The 7723-nt window shown below is 67.2% G+C and carries 7 protein-coding genes; 2 read left to right on the forward strand and 5 right to left on the reverse strand.

Features of this window, described 5'->3' with window-relative positions; translation table 11 throughout:
* Positions 1 to 47: 47 nt before the first annotated feature.
* Positions 48 to 1139, forward strand: coding sequence for a DUF4272 domain-containing protein (locus MBTS_RS17730; RefSeq protein ID WP_192216137.1), 1092 nt, complete (start codon positions 48 to 50; stop codon positions 1137 to 1139).
* An 87-nt stretch (positions 1140 to 1226) separates the two neighbouring features.
* Here the strand turns inward: MBTS_RS17730 and MBTS_RS17735 are convergent, their stop codons facing one another.
* From MBTS_RS17735 to MBTS_RS17750, 4 genes are all read right to left on the reverse strand, one after another.
* On the reverse strand, positions 1227 to 1658 hold the full coding sequence (locus MBTS_RS17735; RefSeq protein ID WP_192216140.1) for a gamma-glutamylcyclotransferase: 432 nt from the start codon (positions 1656 to 1658) through the stop codon (positions 1227 to 1229).
* Between the two features lie 124 nt (positions 1659 to 1782).
* Positions 1783 to 3786, reverse strand: a complete 2004-nt coding sequence (locus tag MBTS_RS17740) for an acetyl-CoA carboxylase biotin carboxylase subunit (RefSeq protein ID WP_192216138.1) — start codon at positions 3784 to 3786, stop codon at positions 1783 to 1785.
* A 249-nt stretch (positions 3787 to 4035) separates the two neighbouring features.
* Entirely contained in the window at positions 4036 to 4488 is a 453-nt protein-coding gene (locus MBTS_RS17745) for a hypothetical protein (RefSeq protein ID WP_018044423.1), read from the reverse strand.
* 204 nt (positions 4489 to 4692) lie between these two features.
* Positions 4693 to 5376, reverse strand: coding sequence for a L,D-transpeptidase (locus MBTS_RS17750; RefSeq protein ID WP_056146459.1), 684 nt, complete (start codon positions 5374 to 5376; stop codon positions 4693 to 4695).
* 184 nt (positions 5377 to 5560) lie between these two features.
* On the opposite strand from MBTS_RS17750, the gene MBTS_RS17755 reads away from it, so the two are divergent.
* The gene (locus tag MBTS_RS17755; RefSeq protein WP_018044425.1) at positions 5561 to 6496 is read left to right on the forward strand and encodes a histone deacetylase family protein; all 936 of its coding nucleotides are present in this window, start codon (positions 5561 to 5563) and stop codon (positions 6494 to 6496) included.
* 7 nt (positions 6497 to 6503) lie between these two features.
* Here MBTS_RS17755 and ribB read toward each other — a convergent pair whose 3' ends face one another.
* The gene (gene ribB / locus MBTS_RS17760; RefSeq protein ID WP_018044426.1) at positions 6504 to 7580 is read right to left on the reverse strand and encodes a 3,4-dihydroxy-2-butanone-4-phosphate synthase; all 1077 of its coding nucleotides are present in this window, start codon (positions 7578 to 7580) and stop codon (positions 6504 to 6506) included.
* Positions 7581 to 7723 lie beyond the last annotated feature (143 nt).

The raw sequence follows: 7723 nt of genomic DNA on the forward strand, positions 1-7723 counted from the left end.
CCTCCGGCGCGGTCGGGACACGCGCGAAGTGTCGATAAGGAGCGACGATGGACATTCTCAGGCGACTGTTCGGGCGAAGCCGGGAGCGGTCCGAGGCAGCCCCTGTCGAGACGCTCATCATCAATGCCTATGCCACCGTCCGCGACCTGCCGCCGCTCGATTTTCCGCATGAATTGTTCGGACGGCGCGATCTGTCCGATCCCGAACTCGCGCCGCATCTCGAAGGGTTCATCGGCTACGTGATGGGACGCGGAGACGGCCAGATGACGGCGTCTCGCTACCATCTCTGGCGTCATCTGCAACGCGTTCGAAACCACGTGAGTTTCGAGGTGGTGACCGTTGATCTCGACGACGTGGAAGCCTGGGCGAACGCCGCCAATGCGGTCCTGTTCCTCCCGGACGGGTCCGTGCGAGCGCCCGACATGAAGGTCGTCATCTCGGCCGAGGGTGAATCCGACCCGGCCGCCGTCCTGCCCTATCCGCCCGACGCCGTTGCGCGCCGCGCGCGGACACTCGACCGCCTTAAAGGGATGGAGCCGAAACCACCGGCCGCCATGCCGCCCGCCATCGGGGAGGCCGAACTCGTCCTGCGACGCCCGGGAGACGTGCTCCGGCGTGCCCTCGCGCTGCTGTATGTCGCCGCCCACGGCCAGGCACACGCAACCGGCGGCGTGCCGATAGCGGCGGGTCAGCCGGCCTGCAATCCGGTGGGCCTCGATGCCCTGACGCCCCGCGAGACGGGTCAGGTCCGAGCCGTCGCGGCTGAGGACGCCTTCGCCATGACGTGGCGCTACGAGGCGGCCAACACCCTGTTCTGGGCTTTGGGCATCGATGCCGCCCGGATCGCCGAAAGCGATCGGCTGATCGATGTCGACGCCCTCTGGCGGTCCGTCGCGGCTCTCGCCAGCGACGGAAGCGCTTCGGGGGAATTGCGTCTTCGCCCGTCCGGAGAGATTCTCGACGCCCTCGACCGAGTGTGGCGGGAGCATTGGATCGTGCGGCAGGCCCGGCAGAAGGACCTTCGCCTTGAGAGCCTCAATGGCGACGTCGTCGCGGAGCGTCACATCGCCCTGAACTGGCTCACCCGGTTCCAGAATGGGCACGAGACCGCGTGGGACGACATCGACACCCCGACGTAGTGGTAGGCGCCGGCGCGCGGGTGCGGGGCGATCTGCTTCACGACGGCCGGATCGTCTGCCGCCGCAGAGGCTTGGTATGGGGTCTCCTCAGCCGCGCGGCGCCCGCAGCCAGCGGCGCATCTCCGCGATATAGGCGGGCGGGAGCGAGGCGGCTTCGGCGGCGGCCAGGACCGGCTGAAGATAATCGGGTCTCGGAGCTCCCGGAACGGAACTGCATCCGAGATAGATCAGAGCGCGTTTCACCCCGGTCGAGGTCGTCACCGGCTGATAGGCTTTGGTATAGAGCCGCCCGGCGACACCCTCGTAGCGGTCGAGGGCCGGCACATCGGCCAGCGCCAGATCCCAGAGGACGCCCCAGACGGTGGATGCGGGGGCCCGCACCACCGAGGCGTAGCCCTCCCGCATGATGATGAAGCGGTGCCGGTTCAGCCGTGCGGTGCCGAGGGAGGTCGAGCCGGGGCAGCGCGCCGCCATGGCGGCGGCATCCATGTTGGCGCCGTAGGAAAAATAGAGGGGCATGGGCTGGGTGACCGGGTGGGTGTTGTCGAGCGCCCCGCCTCCAGTCCCCTGTCCCGGAACGGTGAAGCGCACGGACCGGCTGGGTGAGACGATGCCCAACCCGCCGGTCCGGAGGAAGTCGCCCTCAGGCGAATTCGATGATGACCGCGTCGACCGCCAGGCTGTCGCCTTCCTTCGCGGCGATCTTGGAGATCGTGCCGTCACGCTCGGCGCGCAGGACGTTCTCCATCTTCATCGCCTCGACGATGGCGAGGGGTTCGCCGTTCTTCACTTCCTGGCCTTCCTTGACCAGGATAGCCTTCACCAGACCGGGCATCGGGCAGAGCACCTGCTTGCCGGAGCCGGCATTCTCCTTGACCGGCATCAGGGCGGCGAGCTCCGCCTCGCGCCGGGTGAAGACCCGAGCCTCGGCCGCTGCGCCGCCGTGCTGGAGCGCCACGCCGTTGAGGAGGCCGCGGACCTGGATGGCGACGCGGGTGCCGCTGATCTCACCCGACCAGACCGGCTCGCCCGGACGCCAGTCGCTCTCCACCGTCCAGGTCTTGCCGTCCTCGGCCGTGACGACGATCTGGTCGCCGAGATCGTCCACCGTCACCGGGTAGGATTGACCGGCGAGGATCACGACGCGGTCGCGCTCGAAATGGAGCAGGGCCGGATCGCGCATCTGGCCCGAGATGCCGCGCTTGCGGGTGTTGAGCTTGTGGTCGATCGCGGCAGCGGCGGCGGCCATGCGCTGGGCGATCTCGCCCGTCGGCTCGGGCGCCGAGAAGCCCTCCGGAAATTCCTCGGCGATGAAGCCGGTGGAGATGTTGCCCGAGCGCCAGCGCGGATGCGCCATCAGGGCCGACAGGAACGGAATGTTGTGGCGGATGCCGTCGATGGCGAAGGAATCCAGCGCCTCTCCCTGCGATTCGATCGCCTCGGCGCGTGTCGGTGCCCAGGTCACCAGCTTGGCGATCATCGGATCGTAGTGGATCGCGATCTCGCCGCCCTCCTCCACGCCGGTATCGTTGCGCACGATGGCCGAGCCGAACGGCCCCTCTTCCGGCGGCCGGTAGGTGGTCAGGCGGCCGATGGAGGGCAGGAAGTTGCGGGTCGGGTCCTCGGCATAGACGCGGCTCTCCACGGCCCAGCCGTTGAGCTTCACCTGATCCTGCGTCAGCGGCAGCGCCTCGCCATAGGCCGAGCGGATCATCATCTCCACGAGATCGAGGCCGGTGATCATCTCGGTGACCGGATGCTCGACCTGGAGACGGGTGTTCATCTCGAGGAAGTAGAACGACTTGTCCTGGCCGGCGACGAACTCGACGGTACCGGCTGAATCGTAGGAGACGGCCTTGGCCAAAGCCACGGCCTGCTCGCCCATCTTCTTCCGGGTCGCCTCGTCGAGGAGCGGCGACGGCGCCTCCTCGATGACTTTCTGGTTGCGGCGCTGGATCGAGCATTCGCGCTCGCCGAGATAGATGACGTTGCCGTGCTTGTCGCCGATCACCTGGATCTCGATGTGGCGCGGGTCGGTGATGAACTTCTCCACGAACACGCGGTCGTCGCCGAACGAGGACGCGGCCTCGGACTTGGCGCGGGCGAAGCCCTCCGCGACCTCGTCGGAGTAATAGGCGATGCGCATGCCCTTGCCGCCACCGCCGGCGGAGGCCTTGATCATCACCGGATAGCCGATCTCGTCGGCGATGGTGACGGCGTGTTCAGGACTCTCGATGACGCCGAGGAAGCCCGGCACGGTGGAGACGTTGGCGGCCGACGCGGCCTTTTTCGACTCGATCTTGTCGCCCATGGCGGCGATGGCGCCGGGATTGGGGCCGATGAAGACGATGCCGGCCTCGGCCAGCGCGCGCGGGAACGCCTCGCGCTCGGACAGGAAGCCATAGCCGGGGTGGACCGCCTGGGCGCCGGTCTGCTTGCAGGCCTCAATGATCTTGTCGATGATCAGGTAGGACTGTGCGGCCGGAGCGGGGCCGATATGGACCGCCTCGTCGGCCATCGCCACGTGTACGGCGTCCCTGTCGGCATCGGAATAGACGGCGACCGTCTTGATGCCCATCCTGCGCGCGGTCTTGATGATGCGGCACGCAATCTCGCCGCGGTTCGCAATCAGGATTTTCTCGAACATCGGTCCAGGCACTCTGGTGAAGCAGGAAAGGTCACGAGCGCCGTCGCGCTCAAGCTCGTTCCCGTTAAAGCAGTTGTGCGGCTTCGCAAAGCTGGGCCAATGAAGGATTGTTCATGCGCTGCGCCGGGGCGCATGTGTATTCAAAATCACGGGGGATGGCGACCACACGGCCGCGCAGCGGTTGCGCCCGTTCTCCTTGGCCCGAGAGAGCGCGTCGTCGGCCCGCAGACAAGTTCTGACAGCCCGAGCTCAGGCGGCTTCGAGCAGTTCTGCGACGGGGGCCGAGGCGGAATCCTCCGCATGGACGCGACGGTGTGCGCTGCCGATGGCGAAGGCCACGAGGATCTCGTGGCTGGTCTCGGCTTCACGCACGATCTCGAAGGCGATGCGGGCAGCGAGCGGGGTCGGGCCGGCATCGCTGCGCAGGGAGCCGACGAGCCAGCGGGCGATCTCGATATCGACGTAGCCGGTCGGGCGCTCGCCCCAGACGGCGAAATTCACCACTGCGGCGCTGACCAGGTCGGCATAGGAGGCGTCGCTCTGCGGCACGGCCCGGTCGAGGGCGATGAGCATGTCGGCCTCGTCTGCATGCGAGATGCCGTCCGGGAGGATGTCGCGGCCGAGGATCACGACGTCCGCGGCGCTGATGCGGCCGGCGGCGACGACACGGTTACAGAAAAGCTGAAGCGAATGGTTGATCATTGGTTGGTGCCTCCCCGGCTTTATTTGCGCCGGTCTGTGTTTCTGCATGTCGATGACTATGCAGGAGGCACCCGTTCAAGAAGTTAACAGTCAAATCTGAATCAACGTTCAGGTTAAAGCCTGCTCACGAATGAGCCTTTCCGAATCGTATCATTGGACCCAGGCTCCGCTGCCTCGGCGACGGAGCCTGGGTCCAGTTTCGCCTCAGCGGACCACCACCTTGGCGCCGATCGGAACGCGCTCGTAGAGATCGACCACGTCCGCGTTGAGCATGCGGATGCAGCCGGACGACACCGCCTGGCCGATCTTCTCCGGCTCGTTGGTGCCGTGGATGCGGAACAGCGTGTCCTTCTTGCCCTCGGCGAGGTAGAGCGCGCGGGCTCCGATCGGGCTGGTGGGACCGCCCTCGAGGCGCTTGGGCAGTTCCGGGCGGCGGGCGATCATCTCGGGCGGCGGGTTCCAATCCGGCCACTCGCCCTTGCGGTCGACATTGGCGGTGCCGGCCCAGGCCATGCCCGCATGGCCCACGGCCACGGGATAGCGCATCGCCTTCCCGTCCGGCAGAACGTAATAGAGGCGGCGCTCCTTCGTCACGACGATGACGGTGCCGGGGGGCTCGTTCGTCTTGTAGTCGACGGTGGTGCGGGCGATCTTGGGATCGACATTGCCTTGCGGTGCCTGTTTCAGCCATTCCTTGTCGCGGGCCTCACCGGTGAGGGCGGCGGGCTGGGCCAGGGCCGTATGCGCGGTGGGCGGGCTGAGCGGGGTGGTCGCCGTCTGCGTGTTGCAGGCGCCGAGAGCGAGGGCGGACAGGATCGTCGCGGCGCCGAGCGAGCGGCGCAGGACGCCGTAATGGGAGAGGATGGGCGACCGGGTCGTGGGCGACATGTGAGAGTGAGCCTGTCTCGAAGCCAAAGGGCTTCGAAGAATGTGGTTGATGGATTATGTCGCCATCTAACTCGCAGACTGATCGGCGCGTAATCTCGCTACCCTGAACCGTGGCGCATTTGCATCGTATGTTGTGCGGAAAGCACAGTCGGGTCGGGTGGAACGACCAGGATCGTTCGGAGGGATGAGCGTGACGACCCTGTACGTAAGCCACCCCGCCGCGCTGGATCACCAGATGCCCGAGGGGCACCCGGAACGATCGGACCGGATCCGCGCCGTGGAGGCCGCCCTGGAGAAGGAGCGGTTCTCCGGTCTGCTGCGCGAATCGGCGCCCCGCGCCGAGACGGAAACCGTCGCCCTGGCCCATCCCGTTCCCTATGTGGAGGCGATCATCGCGGCCTCCCCGCGGTCCGGCTATATCCAGATCGATTCGGATACGCTGATGTCCCCAGGCACCCTCGACGCGGCCCTGCGCGGCGTCGGCGGCGCCGTCCATGCCGTGGACGCGGTGATGAGCGGGGCCTGTTCGAACGCGTTCGTCGCCATGCGACCGCCCGGCCACCATGCCGAGCGTATGCAGGCGATGGGCTTCTGCCTGTTCAACTCCGCCGCCATCGCCGTCCGCCACGCCAGGGAACGCCACGGAGCCAGCCGCGTGGCACTGGTGGATTGGGACGTCCACCACGGCAACGGTTCGCAGGACATCTTCTGGGACGATGCGGCGGTGATGTACGCCTCGACCCACGAGATGCCGCTGTTTCCCGGCACGGGCGCGGTGGGCGAGCGTGGCACCCACGACACCATCGTCAACGTGCCGTTACGGGCCGGCGACGACAGCGCAATCTTCCGCGAGAAGTTCGAGAAGGGGGTTCTCTCCCGCCTCTCCGCCTTCGCCCCCGACCTGATCGTGATTTCTGCTGGCTTCGACGCCCACCGCCTCGATCCGCTGGCCAGCGTCGAACTCGACGAGGCGGATTTCGGCTGGGCCACCCGGAAGCTCATGGAGATCGCCGACAAGCATGCCGGCGGCCGGATCGTTTCCGTGCTGGAGGGCGGCTACAGCCTGGACGGTCTCGCCCGTTCGGTCACCGCCCATATGGATGCGCTGATGGGACGGTGAGGATGCCTCACCCGTCCAGCGGCACCTCGCCCAGCAGTTCGATGCCGAAGCCCGACAGGCCGACATAGGAGCGGGACGAGGTCGAGAGGTTGCGGATCGAGACGATGCCGAGGTCGCGTAGGATCTGGGCGCCGAGCCCGACCTCGCGCCATTGCCGCACACGCTGGGCCTCCGCCCCCTCCTCCGCATAGGACGAGAGCGGCACGCCGGCGGTGCCGTCGCGCAGGTAGACGAGGACGCCGCGTCCTTCCTTGGCGAAACGGCGCAGGACGCAGTCGATCGACTTGCCCCCGCCGATCACGTCGGCCACCACGTTGGAGCGATGCAGGCGGACGAGCACGTCGCGTCCGTCGCCGATATCGCCCTGGACGAAGGCGAATTGCTGAACCGTCTCGAACGGGGTCGTGTAGGCGAAGCCGGTGAGCTCGCCGAATTCCGACTTCACCGGGAAGGTCCCGACCCGCTCCACCAGCTTCTCGCGCGCCTGGCGGTAGGCGATGAGGTCGGCCACCGAGACGCGCTTGAGGCCGTGCAGTTCCGAAAAGGCCGTGATCTGCGGCCCCTTCATCACCGTGCCGTCATCGTTGGCCAGTTCGCAGATCACGCCCACGGGCGGCAGCCCGGCGAGCTTGCACAGGTCCACCGCCGCTTCCGTGTGGCCGGAGCGCATGAGAACGCCGCCATCCTTGGCGATGAGCGGGAAGACGTGGCCGGGGCGGACGAAATCGGACTCACCCATATTGCCGTTGGCGAGCGCCCGAACCGTGTTGCAGCGCTGCTCGGCCGAGATGCCGGTGGTCAGCCCATGCTTCACATCCACCGTCACCGTGAAGGCGGTGCCGAGCGGCGCATCGTTGGAAGCCACCATCGGGTCGAGCCGCAGACGCCGTGCTTCGGCGCGGGTGAGAGGCGCGCAGACGATGCCGCAGGTGTTGCGGACGATGAAAGCCATCTTCTCCGGCGTGCAGAGCGAGGCCGCGACGACGAGGTCGCCCTCGTTCTCGCGATCGTCGTCATCGGTGACGACGACGATCTCGCCGCGGGCATAGGCCTCGATGGCCTGCGTGACGTGGGTATGGGGCACGGGATATCTCTTCGTCGTCGTATCGCGGGTCTCTCCTCCCCCTTGCGGGGAGGAGCCGGAGGTGGGGGTGGTTGGGCGACCCTCAGCTTACGGAGGCACGCGGCACCACCCCCACTCCTGACCTCTCCCCACAAGGGGGAGAG

The sequence above is a fragment of the Methylobacterium bullatum genome (genome assembly GCF_014845095.1).
Taxonomy (GTDB): Bacteria; Pseudomonadota; Alphaproteobacteria; order Rhizobiales; family Beijerinckiaceae; genus Methylobacterium; species Methylobacterium bullatum.

What these genes read in the sequence shown, in the direction of transcription:
- MBTS_RS17750 (WP_056146459.1), bottom strand. Translation starts at nt 5,376, where the DNA reads ATGTCGCCCACGACCCGGTCGCCCATCCTCTCCCATTACGGCGTCCTG.
- MBTS_RS17745 (WP_018044423.1), bottom strand. Translation starts at nt 4,488, where the DNA reads ATGATCAACCATTCGCTTCAGCTTTTCTGTAACCGTGTCGTCGCCGCC.
- MBTS_RS17735 (WP_192216140.1), bottom strand. Translation starts at nt 1,658, where the DNA reads ATGCCCCTCTATTTTTCCTACGGCGCCAACATGGATGCCGCCGCCATG.
- MBTS_RS17755 (WP_018044425.1), top strand. Translation starts at nt 5,561, where the DNA reads ATGAGCGTGACGACCCTGTACGTAAGCCACCCCGCCGCGCTGGATCAC.
- MBTS_RS17740 (WP_192216138.1), bottom strand. Translation starts at nt 3,786, where the DNA reads ATGTTCGAGAAAATCCTGATTGCGAACCGCGGCGAGATTGCGTGCCGC.
- MBTS_RS17730 (WP_192216137.1), top strand. Translation starts at nt 48, where the DNA reads ATGGACATTCTCAGGCGACTGTTCGGGCGAAGCCGGGAGCGGTCCGAG.